Source organism: Pseudomonas sp. PDM21 (assembly GCF_014852505.2).
GTDB lineage: Bacteria > Pseudomonadota > Gammaproteobacteria > Pseudomonadales > Pseudomonadaceae > Pseudomonas.
Genome location: NZ_CM181223.1, coordinates 418184 through 441191, shown reverse-complemented (window position 1 = coordinate 441191; position 23008 = coordinate 418184). Strand labels below are relative to the sequence as shown.

At 66.6% G+C, this 23008-nt stretch carries 16 protein-coding genes; 7 read left to right on the top strand and 9 right to left on the bottom strand.

What is annotated here, in order from left to right:
* Window position 1 precedes the first annotated feature (1 nt).
* The 7 genes from IB275_RS02135 to pilG form a co-directional block, all read right to left on the bottom strand.
* Window positions 2–1036 (bottom strand): chemotaxis protein CheB, encoded by a 1035-nt coding sequence (locus IB275_RS02135; RefSeq protein WP_192293774.1) that lies wholly within the window; start codon window positions 1034–1036, stop codon window positions 2–4.
* Complete coding sequence (locus tag IB275_RS02130; RefSeq protein ID WP_192318851.1) at window positions 1029–9464, bottom strand: Hpt domain-containing protein; 8436 nt, start codon at window positions 9462–9464, stop codon at window positions 1029–1031. The genes IB275_RS02135 and IB275_RS02130 overlap by 8 nt, the downstream gene beginning before the upstream one ends.
* Before the next feature lie 24 nt (window positions 9465–9488).
* Window positions 9489–10352: a protein-glutamate O-methyltransferase gene (locus IB275_RS02125; RefSeq protein ID WP_192294681.1), complete on the bottom strand. Its 864-nt coding sequence runs from the start codon at window positions 10350–10352 to the stop codon at window positions 9489–9491.
* A 62-nt stretch (window positions 10353–10414) separates the two neighbouring features.
* Window positions 10415–12463 (bottom strand): methyl-accepting chemotaxis protein, encoded by a 2049-nt coding sequence (locus IB275_RS02120; protein ID WP_192293778.1) that lies wholly within the window; start codon window positions 12461–12463, stop codon window positions 10415–10417.
* 83 nt (window positions 12464–12546) lie between these two features.
* A complete protein-coding gene (locus tag IB275_RS02115; RefSeq protein ID WP_081519603.1) occupies window positions 12547–13083 on the bottom strand; it encodes a chemotaxis protein CheW in 537 nt (178 codons plus the stop codon).
* A 53-nt stretch (window positions 13084–13136) separates the two neighbouring features.
* The gene (pilH, locus tag IB275_RS02110) at window positions 13137–13502 is read right to left on the bottom strand and encodes a twitching motility response regulator PilH (protein ID WP_024766237.1); all 366 of its coding nucleotides are present in this window, start codon (window positions 13500–13502) and stop codon (window positions 13137–13139) included.
* Between the two features lie 46 nt (window positions 13503–13548).
* On the bottom strand, window positions 13549–13956 hold the full coding sequence (pilG, locus tag IB275_RS02105) for a twitching motility response regulator PilG (RefSeq protein WP_015475142.1): 408 nt from the start codon (window positions 13954–13956) through the stop codon (window positions 13549–13551).
* Window positions 13957–14236: 280 nt separating this feature from the next.
* Here pilG and gshB point away from each other — a divergent pair, with 280 nt between their 5' ends.
* The 7 genes from gshB to IB275_RS02070 all read left to right on the top strand — a co-directional run bounded on the left by gshB (window position 14237) and on the right by IB275_RS02070 (window position 20196).
* Window positions 14237–15199: a glutathione synthase gene (gene gshB / locus IB275_RS02100; RefSeq protein ID WP_192293780.1), complete on the top strand. Its 963-nt coding sequence runs from the start codon at window positions 14237–14239 to the stop codon at window positions 15197–15199.
* A 56-nt stretch (window positions 15200–15255) separates the two neighbouring features.
* Window positions 15256–16149 (top strand): energy transducer TonB, encoded by an 894-nt coding sequence (locus tag IB275_RS02095; protein ID WP_192293782.1) that lies wholly within the window; start codon window positions 15256–15258, stop codon window positions 16147–16149.
* A gap of 74 nt (window positions 16150–16223) precedes the next feature.
* Complete coding sequence (locus IB275_RS02090; RefSeq protein ID WP_192293784.1) at window positions 16224–16793, top strand: YqgE/AlgH family protein; 570 nt, start codon at window positions 16224–16226, stop codon at window positions 16791–16793.
* Complete coding sequence (gene ruvX / locus IB275_RS02085; RefSeq protein WP_138213113.1) at window positions 16790–17227, top strand: Holliday junction resolvase RuvX; 438 nt, start codon at window positions 16790–16792, stop codon at window positions 17225–17227. The genes IB275_RS02090 and ruvX overlap by 4 nt, the downstream gene beginning before the upstream one ends.
* A gap of 138 nt (window positions 17228–17365) precedes the next feature.
* Entirely contained in the window at window positions 17366–17878 is a 513-nt protein-coding gene (pyrR, locus tag IB275_RS02080) for a bifunctional pyr operon transcriptional regulator/uracil phosphoribosyltransferase PyrR (RefSeq protein WP_081519598.1), read from the top strand.
* A gap of 45 nt (window positions 17879–17923) precedes the next feature.
* Complete coding sequence (locus IB275_RS02075) at window positions 17924–18928, top strand: aspartate carbamoyltransferase catalytic subunit (protein WP_192293786.1); 1005 nt, start codon at window positions 17924–17926, stop codon at window positions 18926–18928.
* Window positions 18925–20196 carry a dihydroorotase gene (locus IB275_RS02070; protein WP_192293788.1) on the top strand — a complete coding sequence of 424 codons (1272 nt, stop codon included), beginning with the start codon at window positions 18925–18927 and terminating at the stop codon, window positions 20194–20196. The genes IB275_RS02075 and IB275_RS02070 overlap by 4 nt, the downstream gene beginning before the upstream one ends.
* Before the next feature lie 198 nt (window positions 20197–20394).
* On the opposite strand, the gene IB275_RS02065 is transcribed toward IB275_RS02070, so the two are convergent.
* A complete protein-coding gene (locus tag IB275_RS02065; protein WP_192293790.1) occupies window positions 20395–21564 on the bottom strand; it encodes a trans-sulfuration enzyme family protein in 1170 nt (389 codons plus the stop codon).
* A complete protein-coding gene (locus IB275_RS02060) occupies window positions 21561–22934 on the bottom strand; it encodes a pyridoxal-phosphate dependent enzyme (RefSeq protein WP_192293792.1) in 1374 nt (457 codons plus the stop codon). Before IB275_RS02060 ends, IB275_RS02065 begins: the two co-directional genes overlap by 4 nt.
* Window positions 22935–23008: the final 74 nt, after the last annotated feature.

Sequence of the window (23008 nt, the reverse complement as noted above, 5' to 3'; positions counted from 1 at the left end):
CTCACTGGGTGACTGCGCCGACGCATTGTTCGGCAAGGTGATTGACCAGCGCCGCCGCGAGCTCGCGCGGGTCGCCGGTGAAGAGGCTGTAGCCGCCTTCGCGCAGGCTGTCGGGCATGCTGGAGCAGGCGCAGCTATCGGCGCGCTGGGTCCAGATCGGCGCGCCCTGGCGGCGCACGTAGGCCGCGGCGGCGCTGCCGTCGCTGCACATGCCGCTGAACACGATCACGCCGCAACGCTCACCGTACTGCTGGGCGAGGTTGAGCATCATCTGGTCAATGGACGGGCTGTAGGGCTCGGGCCAGCTGCGATCTTCCACGCGCATGCGTGCCGAGTCATCGAAGCCCAGTTCGCGGGAGATCGGCACCACCACGACTTCGCCGCAACGCACCGGGTCGCCGTCGCGCACGGAGTTGACGTGCCACTGGCTGTGGCGGCCGACCGCTTGCGGCAGGTTGGCCTCGAAGGCAGCGTCGATGTGCTGGGCATACAGGAAGCCCACCGGCAGGCCGCCGGGCAGGGCATCGAGGAAGGTCTTCACCGCCGCCGGGCCACCCAGCGAAGCGGCCAGCAGCCAGACCTGCGCAGCTGGTTCACCGGCCTTGAGCGGGGAAGCCGCGAGGTCATCGGGCAGCGTCACGCGGGTCGGGCGCTGCGCTTCGTCGAGCAGCGCAGCCAGGCTGCGGCCGACGCCGGCGCTGGGGTCGCCCACCAGCTTGCGCAGCTTGGACACCAGCCGGCGTTCCCAGCGTGGGTAATGTTCGGAATGCCGCTCCGGCGCGTGGCCTTCGCCGAACAGCACGGGCACCCGCGACTGTTCCAGCAGGTTGTCCACCAGCGGTGAATCTTCCTGCTGCGCCAGGTCCACCAGCCACAGGTCGGTCTCACAGGCGTCCAGCTGCTCGCTTTCAAGGCGCGCCGGGTCGGCGTTGAGCACTACCTGGTAGCCGTGTCCGGCCAGGGCCTGCGCCAGCACGTGGCGCTGCAGCGAGGTATCGGCGATCACCGCAATCCGCGGCGTGCTCTGCTCAGACATGGGCCTTCACCAGCTTGTGGATATTCTCCAGCAGCTCGGATTCCTGGTACGGCTTGCCCAGGTACTGGTTGACACCGATGGCCAGGGCACGGTCGCGGTGCTTCTCGCCGGTACGGGAGGTAATCATGATGATCGGCAGGTCCTTCAGCTGTTCATCGTGGCGCACCAGGGTGGCCACCTCGAAGCCGTCCATGCGCGGCATCTCGATGTCCAGCAGCATGATGTCCGGCTTGTGTTCCTGCAGCTGGGCGATGGCGTCCACCCCGTCCTTGGCGGTGAGCACGTTCATGCCGTTGCGCTCGAGCAGGCGGCTGGTGACCTTGCGCACGGTGACCGAGTCGTCCACCACCATGACCAGGGTCGGGCGCTGGTGCTCGATCTCCGCGGCGGCCGGGCCGGCCAGCTGGCGGCGCGGGGCGTGCTGGACATGCTGCGCATGGAGCACACGGATGGTCGCCAGCAGGTCGAGAATCACCACCACGCGACCGTCACCCAGGATGGTCGCACCGGAGATGCCGCTGACGCCGGCGAACTGCGCACCGAGGCTCTTCACCACGATCTCGCGCGAGCCCGCCAGGGCATCCACCTGCACTGCCACGGCGTGGTCCGCCGAGCGCACGAGGATCACCGGCAGCGGCAGCGACTGCCCGACCAGCTTGGGATGCTGGCCATTGTTGAGCAGGTCGCCCAGGTACTTCAGTTCATAGCTCTGGCCCGCGTATTCGAAGCTCGGCGCGGCGCCGGTCTCGTCGGCGGCAGCCTGCTCGTAGAGGGCTTCCAGCTCGTACGGGGAGACCCGCACGATACCTTCGATGGTGTTCAGCGGCAGAGCGTAGAGGTCTTCGCCGGAGAGCACCATCAGCGCGCGGTTCACCGACACGGTGAACGGCAGGCGAATGTCGAAGCGGGTGCCTTCGCCGATGCTGGAGTGGATGCTCATGGAGCCGCCGAGCTGCTTCACCTCGGAGTTCACCACATCCATGCCCACGCCACGGCCGGAAATCTGCGTGACCTTCTCGGCGGTACTGAAGCCAGCTTCGAGGATGAACTGCAGCACCTCGTGGTCGTTCAGCTCGCTGTCGTCGGTCATCAGGCCACGCTCGATGGCCTTGCGGCGAACTGCTTCGAGGCGGATGCCGGCACCGTCGTCGGCGAGGGTCAGGAGGATGTCGCCACCCTCGCGGCCCAGGGTCAGGCGGATGGTGCCCTGCTCGGCCTTGCCGGCAATGCGGCGCGCCTCGCCAGACTCGATGCCGTGGTCAACCGCGTTGCGCAGCATGTGCTCCAGCGGCGCGACGATGCGTTCGAGCACGGTACGGTCCATTTCGCCTTCGGCGTTGCTGACCACGAACTCGACCTGCTTGCCCAGCTCGCTCGCCACCTGACGGACGATCCGGCGCAGGCGTGGCACCAGGCGGTCGAAGGGCACCATGCGGGTGCGCATCAGGCCTTCCTGCAGCTCGGTGTTAACCCGCGCCTGTTGCAGCAGCAGCGTCTCGGCGTCGCGGTTCTTGGCGGCCAGGGTTTCCTTGAGGTCGAACAAGTCGGAAGCGGACTCGAACAGTGCGCGCGAAAGCTGCTGCAGCTGCGAGTAGCGGTCCATTTCCAGCGGGTCGAATTCTTCGTAGCCGGCGCGCTCGGCGTCGGCCTGGTGGCGCGAGAGGATCTGCGCCTGGGTTTCGGTATCGAGACGGCGCAGCTGGTCGCGGACCCGCTCGATGGTGGCGTCCATCTCGCCCAGTGTCGAACCGACGTCGCTCACCTGCTGCTCGACGCGACCACGGAAGATCGAGGTCTCACCGGCGAGGTTGACCAGGCCTTCGAGCAGTTGTGCGGGCACCTTCACCAGTTCCTGCGGCGCACGACGCGCGGCGGCTTCCTGGGCAGCTTCCTGGGCACGGCGGACGAAGGGCAACACCACCGGCGCATCGATGCGCTGCGGCACGGCTGCGGCCATGATGGCTTCCGGCAAGGCTGGCAGGTTCACCGGAGCCGGTTGTTCGGCAACCGGTTCCTCGGCGATGTCTTCAGGCTGGCTTTCGGCGCTCTCGACCTCACCCAGGTGCAGGCGCAGCTGATCGACTTCGGCCTGCAGGCCTTCGAAGCCGGACTGCGCGTCCATCAGCAGGCTTTCCGGCCACGGCGCGCCCTGCTGCTGGGCTTCACCCAGGTGCTGTTCGAGGTCGTGGGCCAGGTCGCCCAGGCTGGTCTGGCCAGCCAGGCGCGCACCGCCCTTGAGGGTGTGGAGAATGCGCAGCAGCTCGTCGAGCGCACCGTTCTCGCGCTCGGCGTCCCAGCGGCCCAGGGCCTGTTCCATGGCTTCGAGCAGGTCGTCGGCCTCTTCCAGGAAGATATCCAGGATGTCGGCTTCCGGGCCTTCCGGCACGGCATGGGTGGAGCTGATCGCGTGCAGGCTGACGCTGCTGGGGATGCTCAGTTGTTCTTCGGGGTTGGCACGAAATCGGTGGATCGCGTCGATCAGCGATTCACCTCCCGGAATCCGGCGATGCTGCTGGACCGCTTCGAGCATCTCGGCGAGACGGTCGTGGCAGCGCTGCAGCAGCTCGAAGAGTGTCGGGCTCGCGCGCAGACGTCCGCCGCAGAGGCCTTCGTAGAGGAATTCCAGTTCGTGGGAGAGATCGCCGATGGGGCGGATCTCGGCCATCCGCGCGCCGCCCTTGAGGGTGTGCAGGTCGCGTTGCAGCGCTTCCAGCTCGACGCTGTTGTCGGGGTTTTCCATCCAGCGGTGCAGGGCACCGGAGGAGCTTTCGAGGATGTCGAAACCTTCCTCGAGGAAGATTTCCACCAGTTCCTGGTCGCGGTCTTCGTTCAGCTCGTACTCGCTGTCCTGTACGCCCGAGGCTTCAGGAACAGCAGCTTCCGGCTCGGCCGGCTGCACTCCGGCGACCTCGGTTTCGGCAGCTTCGAGGAAGGCCTGCAGGTCGAGGTCCTGCGCCGTGACTTCCAGCTCCGGCTCGCTGCTCTCGAGATCGATGCTTTCGAGATCGCTGGCCTCAGCCTCAGTTGCTTCGAGCTCGTCGGCCACTTCGGCTTCCGGCGCCACCTCGGCGGGCAGCTCCAGCTCGATGGCGTCTTCGATAACTGGCGGCAGCTCGAGGGTTTCGTCCTGCTCGGCCACGGCGTCCTGCTGCGCGGCCACGGCCTGCGGCAGGTTCAGGCCGGCGGCCGGGTTCTGGCGGAAGGTGCGGATGGTCTGCACCAGATCGGCTGGATCGGTCAGCGCCTGGCCGGCCTGCAACTGGTCGAGCTGGGTCGCCAGACGGTCGTGGCAGGTACGCAGCAGGTCACCTAGCGGCTGGCTGTGCTGGAAACGATGATCCAGCAGGCCTTCGTAAAGCGATTCGAGTTCGTGGGACAGGTCGCCGATCTCGCGGATTTCCGCCATGCGCGCGCCACCCTTGAGGGTGTGCAGGTCGCGCTGCAAGGTCGAGAGCGCGGCGAGGCCTTCGGGCGAGGCCAGCCACTGGTCCAGCGCCTGGCCGGCGTTATCCAGAATATCGACGGCCTCTTCAAGGAAGATCGCCACCATTTCCTCGTCCAGCGCCCGCGGCGGTTGCTGCGGGGCGGGATGGGCATGCGGGGTCTCGGCGGTGATGACGTCATCGTCGTCATCATCGGCGGCGCCGCGCGGGGCGCCATCATTGGCGTTGCGCGGCGACCAGCTCAGGCCGTCGGGCAGGTTGTCGTCGTCCACCGGGCGGCTGTCGAGCAGGAACTCCTCGTCCTCGGCCGGGAAGTCCTCGGCGGTGAGGCTTTCCAGGTCGACGAACTCGATGTCGGTGGCGTCCTGCAGGTCGTTCGCAGGCTCTTGCGGTGCGGCGACCGGGGCGTCCAGCAAACGATGCAGCGCTTCGACCTGTTCCGGGCGGGCGCTGACCTGCAGGGCCGCAGCCACCTGGTCCATCATGCCGATCAGCGCCTCGTGGGCGGTTTCGGCGGCGGAGAAGAAGGCATCGCCGGTTTCCAGGCGACCCTGGCGCACGGCGCCGTAGACCGCCAGCAGCGCATCGGCGAGTTCCGCCATCTGCGGCAGCTCGGCCATCTGCGCGCCACGGCTGAGGGTTTCCAGCTCGTCGTAGAGGGCGCCCAGCTCCTGGCGCTCCTGCGGGTGTTCACGCCAGCGGCGCAGCAGGTCCTCGGCGTCGAGCAGAATGTCCATGCCCTCGGCGAGGAACATGCCGATCATCTGCGGGTCGTTGCCGCTGCCCTCGCCGCTTTCACCGCGACGCTTGGCCTCGGCGGCCTCCAGGCGTTCCTGGTGGATCTGCGCGATGCGCGCCAGCAGCTCCGGGCTGCCCTCGATGGGCGCCAGCGGGCGGCCTTCGACGAGCTGGTCGAGACCGACACGGAACAGGCCTTCGGCGGCGTGCAGCAGCTCGGCCTCGCGCAGGTCGACCTGCAACAGGTTGGTCTTGAATTCCTTCACCAGCCGCTCCAGCGGCGTGGCGATTTCGGCGATCGGCAGGATGCCGGCCATGTGCGCGCTGCCCTTGAGCGTGTGCAGGGCGCGCTGCAGGTCGTCGGTCACCGGCTGCGGCAGCTGTTGCGCGCAATCGGCGAGGAAGCCGACCAGAGTTTCCAGATGGGCTTCCGCTTCATTGCGGAAGATCTCCAGCAACTGCGGGTCGAGGCTCTCGTCGAGCCCCTCATTGGCTGCCTGCGCGGCAATCTCTTCGACTTCAGCCAGCTCGGGGGTGATGTCCTCGTCCTGCGGGGCCGATTCCGGCAACCCGCCACCCGGCGGCGGTACCGGCTGTCCCTTGGCCAATGCGTGGGCGGTGGCGGCCAGACGGTCGACATCGTCACGCTGGCGCTGGGCGCTGGCGGCGTATTCGTCGACCAGCTCGGGCATCAGCGCGACCACGTCCTGCACCACCTGCAGCACGGCAGGCGAGGCGGCGATGCTGCGGTCGAGCACGCGGTTGAGCAGGTTCTCGATGGACCAGGCCAGCTCGCCGATCACCAGCGCGCGGACCATCCGGCCACTGCCCTTGAGGGTGTGGAAGGCGCGGCGGATTTCGGTCAGCGAGTCGCGATCATCGGTGCTGGCCAGCCAGGTCGGCAGGTGCTCACCGATGGTTTCCAGAACTTCACCGGCTTCTTCGATGAAGACCTCGCGCAGCTCTTCGTCGATCGGTTCTTCGTCGGCGGGCGGCGGCAGCAGGCTGGGCGGCACGTCCTGGGCAGGCGGGTTGATCGCCTGGACCGGCGCAGCCATGACTTCGGCCAGGGACAGCGGCTTGGCCGGTGCCTCGGCGACCGGCTCGGGCTCGGCCGGCGGGCTGGGCAGTTCGACTTCCGGCAGGTCCAGGTCGGCGATGTTCTCGTCGCTCCAGGCTTCGGCCTGGAGGGCAGGAGTTTCAGCTTCGGCCAGCGACTCCAGCGTTTCCAGCTGCAGCGGCGCGTCGAGGCTGAGGTCGACGCCGGCGTCCAGCGCGGTCGGCTCGCTCAGTTCGCCCAAGGTCCAGTTGTCATCGCTGACCAGCGCGACTGGCGCGGTGGACGGCTCATCAGTGGCCGGTTGGGCGTCGAAGCTCAGGTCGTCCAGGGATTCCAGGGTCGCCAGCGGCGCGGGTTCGAGTGCTTCCAGGCTGGCGAAGTTTTCGTCCAGTTCCAGGGAAGGCGCAGGCGACTCGGCAGCCGGCTGGGTCAGGTCGACGCTGAACCAGTCTTCCTCTGCAGGCTTCTCGCCAGCCGGGGTGAGCGCTTCCATGTCCCAGCTCAGCTCGTCCACCGGGGCCGGAGCGGCCTCCAGCGACGGCAGGCTGGCGAAGTCTTCGACCAGCTCCGGGGTTGCCGGGGTTTCGCTCGGCGCGGTGGACAGGTCCAGGGCTTCCCAGGACTGCTCGGCAACGACGGCCTCCGCCGGAGCCGGCTCGTCGAAGCGCGGCGCCTCGGCCAGCGGGGCGGCTTCGTCCAGGTTCCAGCTCAGCTCATCGGCCAGCGGTTGGCTGGGAGCTTCATCCAGCGTTTCGAGGCTGAACTCGATGCTGTCGGCCTTGTGGCTGTCGTCCAGCGACCAGCCTTCGTCGGCCAGGGTGGTGTCGGTGAGCGGTGCAGCCGGCTCCAGCTCGATGTCCCAGCTGAGGCTTTCCGGCTCCAAAGTGGCGGTCGGCGCGCTCGGTTCGGTAGCGGCGGCCAGCGGCTCGACCTCGTCCAGGGTCCAGGCGCCCAGTTCCGCGGACGGTTCAGCGGCCTGCAGGCCGGAGTCCAGTTCCAGGGATTCGAAGGTGAAGCTGGATTCGGCTTCGCTGGCAGTCCGGGCTTCGGGCTCCGCCGGGAGGTCGACGTCGGCCAGCAGCGCAGGCTCTTCTGCGGCAGCAGGCTCAGCGAGCGGCTCCAGGGGTTCGAACGTGAAGCTCTCTGCGTTTTCAGCGACGGGTTGCGGCGCGTCAAAGTCGGCCAGGCCGAGGATCGGTTCTTCGACCGGGGCTGGCTGTTCAACGGGGGCCCGTTCTTCCGGAGGAGCGAGCTCTTCCAGAGAAGCCATGGAGGAAGGCTGCTCGAACGACGGCTCCTCGAGCGCGGCGGTCTCGAAGCCGGACGACTCGAAGCTGTCGGCGATTTCCACCGGCGCGGCCAGTTCCGGGACTTCCTCCACCGGCACCGCTTCGGTCGGCTCGGCCAGCGGCTGGGCGGCCAGCACGTCGATCTCGTCGAGTGGGTTGTCCAGCGGAGCAGGCGCGAAGGCGCTCGGCTCGGCGTCGAGGATCGACGGGCGCGGCTTGAGCGAGTAGCCCAGGCTGTCCAGGCTCTCCTCGGCCACATCGAGGATCATGTCGCCCTGGGTGTTGTGGTCTTCCGACAGGCGCTCGAGGTAGTACTCGACGCTGGTGATGGCGTCGGCCAGGGTGTCCAGGCTGTGCCAGTCCGGCACGGCCTGGCGCACAAGCAGTTGTTCCTGGATGTAGCGATTGCAGTTTTCCAGCAGTTTCGCCGCACGTTCCTGGGAGATCATCGCCAGACCGCCGCGAACCTGCGTCAGCAGCTCCGGCACGCGGGCCAGGTGCTCGTGGTTCCACTGCGAGGCGATGAACTCGATGATCGCGTCCTTGGCCAGTTCCAGGCCGTTGCGCGCTTCCTTGATCACCACCTGGTGGATCTGCTCGACGTCAGTGGTCGGCAGGACGTTCTCTTCGCGGCCCGGCTCTTCGCTCGGGCCGACCATGCCGGCCAGGGTGGCCTCGACATACAGCAGCGCACCGGCGACATCCATCAGGGTGGCGTCGTTGGGCTGGCGCTGGCCGTGGGCGAGCGCGCTGACCACATCGATCTGGTCGAGGATGACCTTGCGCGGCTGGCCGAAGCCCAGCACGGCGAGGGTGTCGGCGATCTGCTTGAGCGGCGCCAGCAGGCTGCCCAGCTCGTTCACGCCGCTGCGGTCGCTGCGCACGAAGAGGTCAAGGCTGTCCTTGACCCGCACCAGCTCCTCGCACAGCGCACCAACGACGGAACGCATGGCGTCGCGGTCGGGGCCGGCGAGACGGGCGCGCTCCTCGTCCACCAGGGCAGCGCCCGGCAGGGCATCGTCCAGGCGGTACTCGTCTTTCACCGCACGCACGCGCGGCGACTGGTCCGACGCCTTGGCCACGTAGAACAGCAGGTTCTTGATCAGCTCGTCCGGCGCCGGCTGGTTCATGGCGTCGGCGCCCTGGTCGACCAGGCGCTTGAATTCACGATCAACCTGGCGCAGCAGGTTACGCACCGAGGTGCCGTTGGCGATGCTGCCGTTGGCCAGGCCTTCGATCATCGCCGAGGCGATCACCCACAGGCGGCCCAGCGGGGCGTCCTTGCACAGGGATTCGAGGCGGGCGAAGACGCGCGCCAGGTAGCCCAGGTTGGTCGGCAGGTCCTGGTTGCGGATGACGCCGACCAGGGCGACCTGCAGCATCTGCCGCAGCTTGCGCAGCAGCGCCGGCAGTTCGGCGGTGCGCAGGCGCGCCAAGGCGTCCACCGGCAATACCGGGGATTCGCGGGACAGATCGGGGGAGAACAGGCTGGTTTCCGACAGCAGCTTCTCGCCACGGGCGGTGCGCAGGTCGTTGAGCAGCGGCAGGACCACCAGCGGCAGGTCGCGGCGGGCGCTCTGAATGCGCTCAAGGTACGCCGGCAGTTGCAGGATGGCCTGCATCAGCACTTCCAGCGCTTCGCTCTGGCTGGAGGTCGTGCCGTCGATCAGCGCCTGGGTCAGGTACTCCATTTCTTCGGCGAGCAGGGCTGCGCCGTAGAACTCCACCATCTGCAGAGTGCCGCGCACCTGGTGGATATAGGCCAGGCAAAAGCCCATCCGCGTCGGGTCCTGGGGATTCTCGACGTAGGATTCGAGGGCTTGCCGCGCCTGCTTGAGCGTTTCGGCAATCTCGCCTTTTACCCATTCCAGGGCGACATAATCGTGCCGATCACCCATAGCCACTCCACTCATGTGTCTGTGTCATCCCTTCCGGGTAAAGGCCAGAACGCGCTCATCGGCGACCGGTTCGAGCAGCGGGTGGTGCCAATCGGCAACCTCGCCCACTCCGATCACCAGCAGTCCCCCAGGCGCCAGCCGCTCGGCCAGGCGATTGAGGATTTCCCGCCGCCGCCAGCGGCGGAAATAGATCAGCAGGTTCTGGCAAAAAATCACGTCCATGCCGGACATTGGCGCCTTGGCCAGTTCCAGCACATTCAGCCGCGCGCAACAGACGCGCCCGGCGAGATCGGGTATCACACGGTATCGACCGTCATCCTGCGCGCTGAAGTAGCGCATGGCCAGTTCCGGGTCGATATCCGCAAGCTTGCGTGCCGCATACGTGGCCTCGCGTGCCCGGTTGAGGGCGTTGAGGCTGATGTCGGTGCCGGTCACGCCATACAGCGGCGCAAGACCTGCATCTTCCAGTACCTTGGCGGCCACCATGGCGAGGGAGTAGGGCTCCTCGCCGCTGGAACAGCCGACGCTCCACAAGGCCAGCGGCCGGCTCGGGCCGACCTGTTCGAGGCGCTGGAGCAGGTAGCTTTCCAGCACGTCGAAAGATGCCTTGTGGCGAAAGAAACGGGTTTCCTGAACGGTGAGGCGGTCCAGCAGGTTCGACCACTCGACGGCGCCGCGCGGGCCATCGGTGACCTGGCGGTAATAGGTGCCGTAGTCGGCGATACCCAGTTCGCGCATCCGCGCGCCCAGGCTGGTCTGCAGGAAGGCACGGCGTTGCTCGTTGACAACAACGCCGGTGCGGTCTTCCAACAGTGCCTGCCAGTCGCGGAAGTCCGCGGCCGACATGTCGGCCAACGGCTGCAACGACCAGACGCCACTTGCCTGCATGTCGCGCCCCTCGCTCAAGATTGTCGTGCGCTACCCGGCTACGAGCCGCGCACCTCCTCTGCTCAGGCCTGTTCGGCGGTGTCCGGCAGTTTGAAGCCGGATACGGAGTGGCGCATCTCGCCGGCCATCTTGGCCAGGTTACCAATGCTGCGCGCGGTGGCGGTGGTACCGGCAGAGGTCTGCGAGGTGATCTCCTGGATCACGTTCATGGTGTTGGAAATGTGGCCGGCGGAGGAGGCCTGCTGACGGGCGGCGTTGGAGATGTTCTGGATCAACGCTGCCAGGGTCTTGGATACCTTCTCGATCTCTTCCAGGGACACACCGGCGTCCTGCGCCAGGCGGGCACCACGGACCACCTCGGAGGTGGTCTGTTCCATCGAGATCACCGCTTCGTTGGTGTCGGTCTGAATGGTCTTCACCAGCGCCTCGATCTGCTTGGTCGCAGCGGAGGAGCGTTCCGCCAGGCGCTGTACTTCGTCCGCTACCACGGCGAAGCCGCGGCCCGCGTCGCCCGCCATGGACGCCTGGATCGCTGCGTTCAGGGCGAGGATGTTGGTCTGGTCGGCAATGTCGTTGATGAGGCTTACGATGTCACCGATCTCCTGGGACGATTCACCGAGGCGTTTGATCCGCTTCGAGGTGTCCTGGATCTGCTCACGGATGTTGTCCATGCCGGTGATGGTGTTGTGCACCACTTCGTTGCCCTTGTTGGCGATGGCTACGGAACGTTCCGCTACCGCCGAGGACTCGGAGGCGTTCGCCGATACCTGGTCAATGGAAACGGCCATTTCGTTGATCGCGGCGGAGGCGCCGGCGATTTCCTGGGCCTGGTGCTCGGAAGCCTCGGCCAGGTGCATGGCGGTGGCCTGGGTTTCCTGGGCGGCGGCGGCCACCTGCACGGCTGTCAGGTTGATGGTTTCCACCAGCTCGCGGAGCTGGTCGATGGAGTAGTTGATGGAGTCCGCGATCGCACCGGTGAAGTCCTCGGTTACCGTCGCGGCCACCGTCAGGTCACCGTCGGCGAGGTCGGCGATTTCGTCGAGCAGTCGCAGAATCGCCGCCTGGTTACGTTCGTTCTTCTCGGCGGTCTCGGCCAGTCGGCGGTTGGTTTCACGCACCATCACCAGGCCGATGAGGATGATCGCGCCCAGGGCGATGATGCCCAGCATGGCGCTGGCGACCTGGTTGAAGACACGGCCTTCGGTCAGGTTCTCGAAGCCGCTGGCCAGGCTGGAGGCCTTGTCCAGCAGGGTCTGCGAGCCACCGAAGATGGTGTTGGCGGCTTCACGGACCTGGAACAGTTCCGGGGAGGTCTCGAGGATCTCGTCCACCGAGCCGGAAACGAATTCGAAGAGCTCGGCGATCTCGTTGAGGCGGTCCACCGCTTCTGCGTTGGTCACCTTGGAGATGCTCATCGCCGCGTTGCCTTCCTTCATGCCCTTGAGTACGCGGCCGAAGAGGCTGGCGTCACGGCCGAAGCTGTCGGCGGCCTGCACGGAGTTCTCGTCACCGGCGAGCACCTTGTTCACCGAGCCGAGGATACGTTCGGCCAGCAGCGACTGGCGCTGGGCTACCGCAACCTGGTCGGCCGGGGCGCCGTTTTCCAGCAGGATGTCGACGACCTCTTCGTACTCCACCTGCAGCTGCGGGATGGTTTCGGCGAGGGTCGCGGCTACCTGGTGCAGGGACAGTACGGTCTGTTCGCTGGCGAGGATGGAGTCGGCGTTCTTGCGCAGGGTGTCCCAGTCCTTCTGTACATCCGCCATCTGCGGTTGTACCGAATCCGGGCTCGGCGGCAGGCCGGTGCTCTCGTCACCCTTGGAGAGGATGTTCCAGCGCTTCTCGAAGTCGTTGCGTGCTTCTTTCAGCAGCTTGAACGCCTCCGCCTTGCCCGCCGCGGCTTCCGTGGCGTTCTTGGCGATACGCTGGGACAGCACGCGCAGTTCGCCGGCATGGCCGATGTACTGTTTGTCGTGGTTCGCCTGGGTGTTGAGGTAAGCGAAGTTGGCGAACAGCAAGACGATCGCCACGATCAGGACCACGAAGAGTCCGAGGATCAGCGAGCTGCTACGCGCACCCGAAAAAAGACTGCCTGCCTTTATATTTTTCATATTCGGCCCCCGCCTGGACCCACCACGATTACGGTTTCCATGTCACAACAAGGGCCGGCAATGCCGGCCCAACCGGTCAAACTCTAGCTGGCGACGTCCAGGAACCCCGGGTGCTGAGCCAGCGCATGCGGACTGAACACGAGCCAGGGTTGCTCCCGATGGAAGACGCCATGGATAAAGGGCTGCAGGACCGCTTCCAGCGGCGGCAACTGCTCGGAGAAGGTGTCCACCGGGAAGTGCTGCATGCCGAACACCTCATCGACGATGAGGCCGGCGAAGACTTCCTGGTATTCCACGACGAGCACGCGCCGTTGCTTGCGCAGAGGCGAAAGCTCCGCGCCGAGGAAACCGCACAGGTCCATGATCGGCAACAGGCGGCCGCGCACGTTGGCGACCCCCTTCACCCAGTCACGGACACCGGGCAGCAGTGTGTAGCGCGGTTCATGAAGAACCTCGCCGACCTCCCCCATGGGCGCCACGAACAGGCGCCCAGCCATGCGAAAGCCGATGCCGTTCCAGCTCTGCACCACCTCGCGCTGCGCGGGCAGACCCGCGGCCAGCTGACGACAGCGCTGATCGATCTGGACGAGAACCTCGAAAGGACTCTGGACTTCCGCCATGCCGGCCCTGGCCTTCTCTAATAATTATGTTTTGTACGTACTGGACAGCTGTATCAGCCGGCCAGTACCGAATTGATGGTCTTGAGCAGTGTTTCTTCGTCCACCGGCTTGGTCAGGTAGTCGCGAGCGCCCTGGCGCTTGCCCCAGACCTTGTCGGTCTCCTGGTCCTTGGTGGTGACGATGATCACCGGAATCGCGCTGGTTTCCGGGTCCTTGGACAGCTGACGGGTCGCCTGGAAGCCGTTCAGGCCGGGCATGACGATGTCCATCAGGACGACGTCGGGCTTTTCCTGGCGAGCCAGGGCCACGCCATCGGCGCCATTTTCGGCCTTGAGTACCTGATGCGAGTGCTTTTCCAGCATCGCGGTCAGCTTGTACATCTCGGTCGGCGAGTCATCAACAATCAGAATTCGAGCCATTGTGGTCCCCATACGGAATAGGCGTCACCGGCGCTTGCGCCGGACTTCAGGAAGCGTGCTCCACCGGGGTGAAGTCGGGCACATGGGTCTTGATCGCGCCGAGCAGTTCTTCCTTGCTGAAGGGCTTGGTGAGGTACTGATCGGAACCGACGATGCGACCCTTGGCCTTGTCGAACAGGCCGTCCTTGGAGGACAGCATGATCACCGGCGTGGATTTGAATGCACTGTTGTTCTTGATCAGGGCGCAGGTCTGATAGCCATCCAGGCGCGGCATCATGATGTCGACGAAGATGATGCTGGGATGGGTATCGGCGATCTTGGCCAGCGCGTCGAAGCCGTCGATGGCTGTAATGACATCGCAGCCGACTTTCTTCAGCAGGGTTTCAGCCGTGCGACGAATCGTCTTGGAATCGTCGATCACCATTACTTTCAAACCGTCGGAATGCTGTTCCATGTTCGCCCTTACCATCTCGGTGAGTCGTTTTTCCGCTTTTTATTTCAGTGCGCAAGCGCCCTGCCACCGTCGGGCTGCGACCCAATCGTGGGAACCTTTTACCACAATCGTCAGAATCTTTACCACGCCCAGCAAATTCAGGCCATAAGACCCCGAACGCGCAGGCTTTTTCCTTGACCGAGCGCACATCCAGCGCCACCCTGAGCGTCCATTTTCAGCCTTTGCGGCGCGGCCTCGAGTCGCAGCCCCAAGCCGACGAATTCCCCCAGGAGGACATCCCATGAGCGTACGCCTCGGGATCGTGATGGACCCCATCGCGCAGATCAGTTTCAAGAAGGACAGCTCGCTGGCCATGTTGCTGGCCGCCCAGGCCCGTGGCTGGCAGCTCTTCTATATGGAACAGCAGGATCTTTACCAGAAAGAGAACGTCGCCCGCGGTCGCATGCGTCCGCTCAAGGTGTTCTACGATCCGGCCCACTGGTTCGAACTGGAAGACGAAGTCGACCAGCCGCTGTCGGACCTGGACGTGATCCTGATGCGCAAGGACCCGCCCTTCGACAACGAGTTCGTCTACTCCACCTATCTGCTGGAACAGGCTGAAACCGCCGGTACGCTCGTCGTCAACAAGCCGCAGAGCCTGCGTGACTGCAACGAGAAGTACTTCGCCACGCTGTTCCCGCAGTGCGCGCCGCCGACGGTGGTGAGCCGCCGGTCCGACATTCTCCGCGAATTCGCCGCGGAGCATCGTGACATCATTCTCAAACCCCTGGATGGCATGGGCGGATCGATGATCTTCCGCCACCGCGAGGGCGACCCGAACCTCTCGGTGATCCTCGAGACCCTGACCCGCCACGGCCAGGAGCAGGTCATGGCGCAGCGCTACCTGCCGGCCATCAAGGATGGCGACAAGCGCATCCTGATGATCGACGGCGAGCCGGTGGAATACTGCCTGGCGCGCATTCCCGCCCAGGGCGAGACCCGTGGCAACCTCGCCGCCGGCGGCCGTGGCGTGGCCCAGCCGCTGACCGAACGCGACCGCTGGATCGCCGCCCAGGTCGGCCCGGAACTGCGCAAGCGCGGCTTGCTGTTCGTCGGCCTGGACGTGATCGGCGAGAACCTCACCGAGATCAACGTCACCAGCCCGACCTGCATCCGCGAGATCGATGCGGCCTACGACACGCGCATCGGCGAGAGACTGATGGCAGTCATCGACGAAAAGCTCAAGGCGCGCAGTGCGTCATAGACTTTTATAAGCCTCGTCGGCAGACTTCCGCCCCACCCTGGCCCGTGCGATCCGCAATGAACGCTGCAACCCATCAAGACTTCCCTGTGTCCTCCGGCGTGCGTCCGGCGGACCGTCTGGGTTTCACCCTGTTCATTGCGGCCATCCTGCACGTCGCCGTGCTGCTGGGCGTGGGCTTCACCATGCCCTCGCCCAGCCAGCTGAGCAAGACGCTGGAAATCACCCTGGCCAGCTTCAAGAGCGACAAGGCGCCGGAAAAGGCCGATTACCTCGCCCAGATGAACCAGCAGGGCAGCGGCACCCTGGAGCACAAGGCGGTCCCCAAGACCACCGAGCAGGCGCCGTTCCAGGACACCGAAGTCAAGAAAGTGTCTCCGCCGACCACTCCTCGCCAGGCCAAGAGCCCGGAAGCGCCCAAGGCCGCCGTTGCCACCCGCACGCCGCGCCCGGACAAGGTGCAGACCAAGCAGCAGACACCCAAGGCCGAGACCGTCGCCAAGCCGGCGCCACAGTTCGACTCCGCCCAGCTCTCGGCGGAAATCTCCAGCCTCGAAGCCGACCTCGCCCGCGACCAGCAGGCCTACGCCAAGCGCCCGCGCATCCACCGTCTGAGCGCCGCCTCGACCATGCGCGACAAGGGCGCCTGGTACAAGGAAGAGTGGCGCAAGAAGATCGAACGCATCGGCAACCTCAACTACCCCGACGAAGCCCGTCGCCAGCGCATCTACGGCAGTCTGCGGCTGCTGGTGTCGATCAACCGTGACGGCTCGCTCTATGAGGTGCAGGTCCTGGAATCCTCCGGGCAGCCGACGCTCGACCAGGCCGCCCAGCGCATCGTGCGCCTGGCCGCACCCTTCGCGCCCTTCTCCGGCGACCTGAACGACATCGACCGCCTGGAAATCATCCGCACCTGGCGCTTCGAGCGCGGCGACCGCCTGTCCAGCAACTGAGCCAGCGCGCCCGAAGCGTCTACTGACGCTTTCAAGTCTTGTCCCTTTGGCCCCCAGGCCTGAAACTAGCCGGCATGAAAAGCACAGCCGCCAGCTACCTCAAGCACCATTTTCTGATCGCCATGCCGCACATGGCGGACTCCAATTTCGCCCAGACGGTGACCTACCTCGTGGAACACAACGAGCAGGGCGCCATGGGCCTGATCATCAATCGGCCCAGCGGCCTGAGCCTCGCCGACGTGCTCGAACAACTGCGTCCGGACGAACTGCCGCCGGTGCGTTGCCAGGGCGTGACCATCTATAACGGTGGCCCGGTGCAGACTGACCGCGGCTTCGTCCTGCACCCCGCCGGGCGTAGCTACCAGGCCACCCTGGAGCTGGGCGAGCTGTCGCTGTCCACCTCCCAGGACGTGCTGTTCGCCATCGCCGACGGCAGCGGCCCCGCGCAACACCTGATCACCCTCGGTTATGCAGGCTGGGAAGCCGGCCAGCTGGAAGCCGAACTCGCCGACAACGCCTGGCTGACCTGCCCCGCCGACTCGGCGGTGCTCTTCGAGGTGCCGGCCGAGCAGCGTCTCTCGGCGGCCGCCGAGCGCCTGGGGGTCAACCTCAGCCTGCTCACCGCCCAGGCCGGGCACGCCTGATGACCAGCAAACCCCTGCGCTTACTCCTGGGTTTCGACTACGGCACCAAGCAGATCGGCGTCGCCGTTGGCCAGGCTATCACCGGCCAGGCCCGCGAACTGTGCGTGCTCAAAGCACAGAACGGCGTGCCGGACTGGAACCGCGTCGAAGCCCTGATCAAGGAATGGCAGCCCGACGCCATCGTCGTCGGCCTGCCGCTGAACATGGACGGCACCCCCAGCGACATGAGCGAGCGCGCCGAGAAATTCGCCCGCCGCCTGCACGGCCGCTACAACCTGCCGGTACACACCCACGACGAACGCCTGACCACCTACGCCGCCAAGGGCGAGCGCCTGGCCCAGGGCCAGCGCGACGGTTACCGCGAACGCCCGGTGGACGCCCTGGCCGCCGCCCTGCTGCTGGAGGGCTGGCTGGCCGACAACGCCCCCGCCTGACCCGAGGCCGGCTCCCTTGACCTGAAGCAGCGCCAGGGGAGCGAAAGCCACTAAGCTTGCCGGACCACTCCTTCCCGGAACGGTCCGCCCCGATGGCCGCCCGCGCCGGGTGGCCTCGCCAACCGAACCGGAGACGTCATGACCCTGCCCAGCCCCGCCGAACTCATCCCCCGCATGGCTACCGACCTGCGTAACTACCTCGCGCAGCGCGGGATCGACTCACCGCGCTTCGTCGGCATCCACACCGGCGGCATCTGGGTTGCCCAGGAACTGCTCAAGGCACTGGGCAGCGACGAGATCCTCGGCATCCTCGACGTGTCCTTCTACCGCGACGATTTCAGCCGCAGCGGCCTGCACCCGCAGGTCCGTCCGTCGGAACTGCCCTTCGAGATCGACGGCCAGCACCTGGTGCTGGTGGACGACGTGCTGATGAGCGGCCGGACCATCCGCGCCGCGCTCAACGAGCTGTTCGACTACGGTCGCCCGGCCAGCGTGACCCTGGTCAGCCTGGTCGATTTGAACAAGCGCGAGCTACCCATTCGCCCGGATATCGTCGGCGAAACCCTGTCCCTGGCACCCAACGAGCGGGTAAAATTGCGCGGTCCCGCACCACTCGTCCTCGAGCGCACGCTTCTCAGCACCGCGCTGTAACTCCGCGCGCCCGGACCTCCACCCCCAACTTTCAGGGCCTGCCACATGCCGACCGACGCCAAGCGCCCGCTGCAGCTCAACGACCTGGGCCAGCTGCGCCACTTCCTCTCGCTCGACGGGTTGTCCCGCGAACTGCTGACTGAAATCCTCGATACCGCCGATTCCTTCCTCGAAGTCGGCGCCCGCGCGGTGAAGAAAGTCCCGCTGCTGCGCGGCAAGACCGTGTGCAACGTGTTCTTCGAGAACTCCACGCGCACCCGCACCACCTTCGAACTGGCCGCCCAGCGCCTGTCCGCCGACGTCATCTCGCTGAACGTGTCGACCTCCTCGACCAGCAAGGGCGAGACGCTCACCGACACCCTGCGCAACCTTGAGGCCATGGCCGCCGACATGTTCGTCGTGCGCCACAGCGACTCGGGCGCCGCGCACTTCATCGCCGAGCACGTCAGCCCCAACGTCGCCGTGATCAACGGCGGCGACGGCCGTCACGGCCACCCGACCCAGGGCATGCTCGACATGCTCACCATCCGCCGCCACAAGGGCAGCTTCGAAAACCTCTCGGTGGCCATCGTCGGCGACATCCTGCACTCGCGGGTGGCGCGCTCCGACATGCTGGCGCTGAAGACCCTCGGCTGCCCGGACATCCGCGTCATTGCCCCGCGCACCCTGCTGCCGGTGGGCCTGGAAGACCAGTACGGAGTGAAGGTGTTCACCGACGCCAACGAAGGCCTGAAGGGTGTCGACGTGGTGATCATGCTGCGCCTGCAGCGCGAGCGCATGGCCGGCGGCCTGCTGCCCAGCGAAGGCGAGTTCTTCAAGCTCTATGGCCTGACCCAGAAGCGCCTGCAGCTGGCCAAGCCCGACGCCATCGTCATGCACCCCGGCCCGATCAACCGTGGCGTGGAGATCGATTCCGCCGTGGCCGACGGTGAACAGTCGGTGATCCTCAACCAGGTCACCTACGGCATTGCCATCCGCATGGCCGTGCTGTCCATGGCCATGAGCGGCCAGAACGCCCAACGCCAGCTGGAACAGGAGGACGCGCAATGACCGTCAGTATTCGTGGCGCCCACCTGATCGACCCGGCCAGCGGCCTGGACAAGGTCTGCGACCTGCACATCGAGGCCGGCCGCATCGTCGCCATCGGCGAAGCACCCGAAGGCTTCCGCGCCGCCCAGGAAATCGACGCCGCCGGCCTGACCGCCGCGCCCGGCCTGGTGGACCTGAGCGTCGCCCTGCGCGAGCCGGGCTACAGCCGCAAGGGCAGCATCGAAAGCGAAACCCGCGCCGCCGCTGCCGGCGGCGTCACCAGCCTGTGTTTCCCGCCGCAGACCAAGCCGGTACTGGACACCTCCGCCGTCGCCGAGCTGATCCTCGACCGCGCCCGCGAAGCCGGCAACGCCAAGGTCTTCCCCATCGGCGCACTGACCAAAGGGCTCGCCGGTGAGCAACTGTCCGAGCTGGTCGCCCTGCGCGACGCCGGCTGCGTGGCCTTCACCAACGGCCTGGCGCCGATGGCGAGCAACCGTGTGCTGCTGCGTTCGCTGGAATACGCGGCGACCTTCGACCTGACCGTGGTGTTCACCTCCCAGGACGCCGAACTGGCGGCCGACGGCATCGCCCACGAAGGCCCGACCGCCAGCTTCCGCGGCCTGGCCGGCATCCCGGAAACCGCCGAGACCGTGGCCCTGGCCCGCAACCTGCTGCTGGTGGAGCAGTCCGGCGTGCGTGCGCACTTCAGCCAGCTGACCAGCGCTCGTGGCGTCGAGATGATCGCCCAGGCCCAGGCCCGTGGCCTGCCGGTCACCGCCGATGTGGCGCTGTACCAGCTGATCCTCACCGACGAGGCACTGGCGGACTTCTCCAGCCTGTACCACGTGCAACCGCCGCTGCGCTCGCGCAAGGACCGCGACGCCCTGCGCGAAGCGGTGAAGAGCGGCGTGATCCAGGCCATCGCCAGCCACCACCAGCCCCACGAGGCGGACGCCAAGAACGCGCCGTTCGCCGCGACCGACCCGGGCATCAGCAGTGTCGAACTGCTGCTGCCGCTGGCCATGACCCTGGTGCAGGACGGCCTGCTCGACCTGCCGACCCTGCTCGCGCGCCTCTCCAGCGGCCCGGCCGCCGCCCTGCGCCTGCCGGCCGGCAAGCTGGCCATCGGCGCGGCAGCGGACGTGGTGCTGTTCGAAGCCGAGGGCCAGACCCTGGCCGGCGAGACCTGGCACTCCCGTGGCCAGAACTGCCCGTTCCTCGGCCACTGCCTGCCGGGCGTGGTGCGCTGCACCCTGGTGGACGGGCACATCGTCCACGCGGTCTAGCGCTCCGCCGTCCCATGAAAAAGCCCGCCAATCGGCGGGCTTTTTCTTTTCCTGTGGCTCCACAGCGAACATCAGCACCAACCGGCGAGCGTAGGAGCTTCAACGTAGGATGGGTGGAGCGGAGCGATACCCATGCTGTCGGTGCCGCGGTTGATGGGTATCGCTTCGCTCCACGCCATCCTACAAGTGCGCCACGTTTCAGATCATCGCCAGGGCCTTGGCGAGGTCAGCGCGCAGGTCTTCCACGTCCTCCACCCCCACCGACAGGCGAATCAGCGAATCGCCGATCCCCAGCGCCGCACGGTTCTCCGGTGGGATGCTGGCGTGGGTCATGATCGCCGGATGCTCGATCAGGCTTTCCACGCCGCCCAGGCTTTCCGCCAGGGCGAACAGTTGGACGTTCTCCAGGAAGCGCCGCGAGCCGGCGAGGTCGGTGTCCAGATCCAGCGAGATCATCCCGCCGAAGCCCTTCATCTGCATGCGCGCCAGTTCGTGCTGCGGGTGTGACGGCAGGCCGGGGTAGTAGACGCGCTTCACCTGCGGCTGCTGTTCCAACCATTTCGCCAGCTCCAGTGCATTGGCGCAGTGGCGCTCCATGCGCAGGGCCAGGGTCTTCACCCCGCGCAGGGTGAGGAAGGCGTCGAACGGGCCGGCGATGGCGCCCACCGAGTTCTGCAGGAAGCCCAGGCGTTCGGCGAGGTCGGGGTTGTCGCCGACGATGGCGATGCCGCCGATGACGTCGGAGTGGCCATTGAGGTACTTGGTGGTGGAGTGCACGACGATGTCGAAGCCCAGGTCCAGCGGGCGCTGCACATAGGGGCTGGCGAAGGTGTTGTCGGCCACGCAGAGGATGCCGCGCTCGCGGCAGGTGCGGGCGATGGCGGCCAGGTCGGTCAGGCGCAGCAGCGGGTTGCTTGGGGTTTCCACCCAGACCATGCGCGTCTTGTCGGTCAGCGCCGCTTCCAGGGCGCCGGGCTGGGCCAGGTCGGCGAAGTGGAAATCGTGCCCGGCGCTGCGCCGGCGCACCCGCTCGAACAGGCGGAAAGTGCCGCCGTAGAGGTCGTTGCCGGAGACGATGTGCGAGCCGGCGTCGAGCAGTTCCAGCACCGCCGAGATCGCCGCCAGTCCCGAGGCGAAGGCGAACGCCTTGCTGCCGCCCTCCAGGTCTGCCACGCAGCGCTCCAGCGCCCAGCGCGTGGGGTTGTGCGAGCGGCCGTAGTCGAGCCCCTTGTGCACGCCGGGGCTTTCCTGGCGGTAGGTGGAGTTGGCGTAGATCGGCGGCATGATCGCCCCGGTGGACGGGTCCGGCTCCTGCCCGGCGTGGATCACGCGGGTGGCGAAACCGAGGCGGTCGTCGTGCTGACTCATGGGAGGGTCCTCCGCAAGTGGTTGAGCAGGTCGAATCGTGTGATCAGGCCGTGGAAGCCCGAGGCGTCGGCAATGATGGCCACCAGACCGCGGCCGAGCACCGCTTCCAGTTCGCCGAGGCTGGCACCGGGGGCCAGGGTCTCCGGGGCGTCGCTCATGGCGCTGGAGACTTCGCAACGGTAGTGCGCCGGATCGTCATGCACGCCCATGAGGATGTCGGACTCATCGATCACGCCGACCAGGCGTTTGCCGTCGAGCACGGGAAGCTGGGAGATGTCCGCAAGGCGCATGCGCTGGAAGGCGGTGAGCAGGGTGTCGCCGGGGCCGACACTGACCACGCGGCCCTCCTCGAAGCGCCGCGCAATGATGTCGCGCAGGTCGCCGTAGCGCTTGCGGTGCAGCAGGCCCTGGTCGGTCATCCACTGGTCGTTGTAGATCTTCGACAGGTAGCGCGTGCCGGTGTCGCAGACCAGGCTGACCACGCGCTTGGGTTCCCTCTGCTCGCGGCAGAAGCGCAGCGCGGCGGCCAGCAGCGTGCCGGTGGAGGAACCGGCGGCGATGCCTTCATTGCGCAGCAGTTCGCGGGCGGTGGCGAAGCTTTCCTCGTCACTGATCGAGTAGGCGTGGCGCACGCTGGAGAGGTCGGCAATCGACGGTACGAAGTCTTCGCCGATGCCCTCGACCGCCCAGGAGCCGGGCGTGCCGATGGCGCCGGAGCGCGAGTACTCGGCCATGATCGAGCCCACCGGGTCGGCGAGGACCATTTCCAGCTCGGGCTGGACCTTCTGGAAGAAGCGCGTGAGGCCGGTCAGCGTGCCGGCTGAGCCTACGCCGACTACCACGGCGTCGAGGTCGTGGCCGGTCTGCGCCCAGATTTCCGGGCCGGTGCCGGTCTCATGGGCCAGTGGGTTGGCGGGGTTGTTGAACTGGTCGGCGAAGAAGGCGTCGGGCAGGTCTTTCGCCAGCCGCGCCGCGACGTCCTGGTAATACTCGGGGTGGCCCTTGCCGACGTCGGAACGGGTGATGTGCACCTCGGCGCCCATGGCGCGCAGGTGCAGGACCTTCTCGGTGGACATCTTGTCCGGCACCACCAGCACCACCCGGTACCCCTTGGCGCGGCCCACCAGCGCCAGGCCCAGGCCGGTGTTGCCGGCGGTAGCTTCGACGATCACGCCGCCGGGCTTGAGCCGGCCGTCGCGCTCGGCGGCCTCGATCATGGCGACGCCGATGCGGTCCTTGATGGAGCCGCCGGGGTTCTGCGATTCGAGCTTGAGGAACAGGGTGCAGGGTCCGGTATCGAAGCGCGTCACGCGGACCATGGGGGTATTGCCGATCAGGTCGAGTACGGCAGGACGGGGTTCGTTGCTCATGGCAGCCACTCCTTCTGGGCGAGCCGGGGATCGCCCGGCGGCGCCTGCTACTGTCCTCCTGACCTTAGGCGGGA

Excerpts from the sequence above, each read along its gene's own strand:
- gshB (WP_192293780.1), top strand. The coding sequence starts at position 14,237 with ATGAGCGTACGCCTCGGGATCGTGATGGACCCCATCGCGCAGATCAGT.
- IB275_RS02135 (WP_192293774.1), bottom strand. The coding sequence starts at position 1,036 with ATGTCTGAGCAGAGCACGCCGCGGATTGCGGTGATCGCCGATACCTCG.
- IB275_RS02075 (WP_192293786.1), top strand. The coding sequence starts at position 17,924 with ATGCCGACCGACGCCAAGCGCCCGCTGCAGCTCAACGACCTGGGCCAG.
- pilH (WP_024766237.1), bottom strand. The coding sequence starts at position 13,502 with ATGGCTCGAATTCTGATTGTTGATGACTCGCCGACCGAGATGTACAAG.
- IB275_RS02115 (WP_081519603.1), bottom strand. The coding sequence starts at position 13,083 with ATGGCGGAAGTCCAGAGTCCTTTCGAGGTTCTCGTCCAGATCGATCAG.
- pyrR (WP_081519598.1), top strand. The coding sequence starts at position 17,366 with ATGACCCTGCCCAGCCCCGCCGAACTCATCCCCCGCATGGCTACCGAC.
- IB275_RS02065 (WP_192293790.1), bottom strand. The coding sequence starts at position 21,564 with ATGAGTCAGCACGACGACCGCCTCGGTTTCGCCACCCGCGTGATCCAC.
- IB275_RS02070 (WP_192293788.1), top strand. The coding sequence starts at position 18,925 with ATGACCGTCAGTATTCGTGGCGCCCACCTGATCGACCCGGCCAGCGGC.
- pilG (WP_015475142.1), bottom strand. The coding sequence starts at position 13,956 with ATGGAACAGCATTCCGACGGTTTGAAAGTAATGGTGATCGACGATTCC.
- IB275_RS02120 (WP_192293778.1), bottom strand. The coding sequence starts at position 12,463 with ATGAAAAATATAAAGGCAGGCAGTCTTTTTTCGGGTGCGCGTAGCAGC.
- IB275_RS02095 (WP_192293782.1), top strand. The coding sequence starts at position 15,256 with ATGAACGCTGCAACCCATCAAGACTTCCCTGTGTCCTCCGGCGTGCGT.
- IB275_RS02130 (WP_192318851.1), bottom strand. The coding sequence starts at position 9,464 with ATGGGTGATCGGCACGATTATGTCGCCCTGGAATGGGTAAAAGGCGAG.
- IB275_RS02090 (WP_192293784.1), top strand. The coding sequence starts at position 16,224 with ATGAAAAGCACAGCCGCCAGCTACCTCAAGCACCATTTTCTGATCGCC.
- IB275_RS02125 (WP_192294681.1), bottom strand. The coding sequence starts at position 10,352 with ATGCAGGCAAGTGGCGTCTGGTCGTTGCAGCCGTTGGCCGACATGTCG.
- IB275_RS02060 (WP_192293792.1), bottom strand. The coding sequence starts at position 22,934 with ATGAGCAACGAACCCCGTCCTGCCGTACTCGACCTGATCGGCAATACC.